Genomic DNA, 210 nt, shown 5'->3' on the forward strand with positions numbered 1-210 from the left:
TGTGAGCGCGGCGAGCGGGTCGACGTACCGTCGCGGCCTGCGCTACCTGCGCACGCGGCGGGCCGTCGTCGTCCGGCTCGTCGCCTGGTCGGTCCTGGAGGCGGGCCAGACGTTCCTGTTCGGCTACGCCCTGGCCCGCGCGCTCGACGACGGCTTCCTCGCCGGGCGGCAGGGCACCGGGCTGCTGTGGCTCGGCGCCGCCGGCCTCGG

Annotated in this window: 1 protein-coding gene; it reads left to right on the forward strand. The window is 77.6% G+C overall.

Features of this window, described 5'->3' with window-relative positions:
* Window position 1: 1 nt before the first annotated feature.
* The coding region (locus G3I40_RS23890; RefSeq protein WP_164304165.1) for a hypothetical protein at window positions 2-210 on the forward strand (209 nt) is incomplete at its 3' end.

The organism is Streptomyces sp. SID14478 (genome assembly GCF_010548525.1).
In the GTDB taxonomy this organism is placed as follows: domain Bacteria; phylum Actinomycetota; class Actinomycetes; order Streptomycetales; family Streptomycetaceae; genus Streptomyces.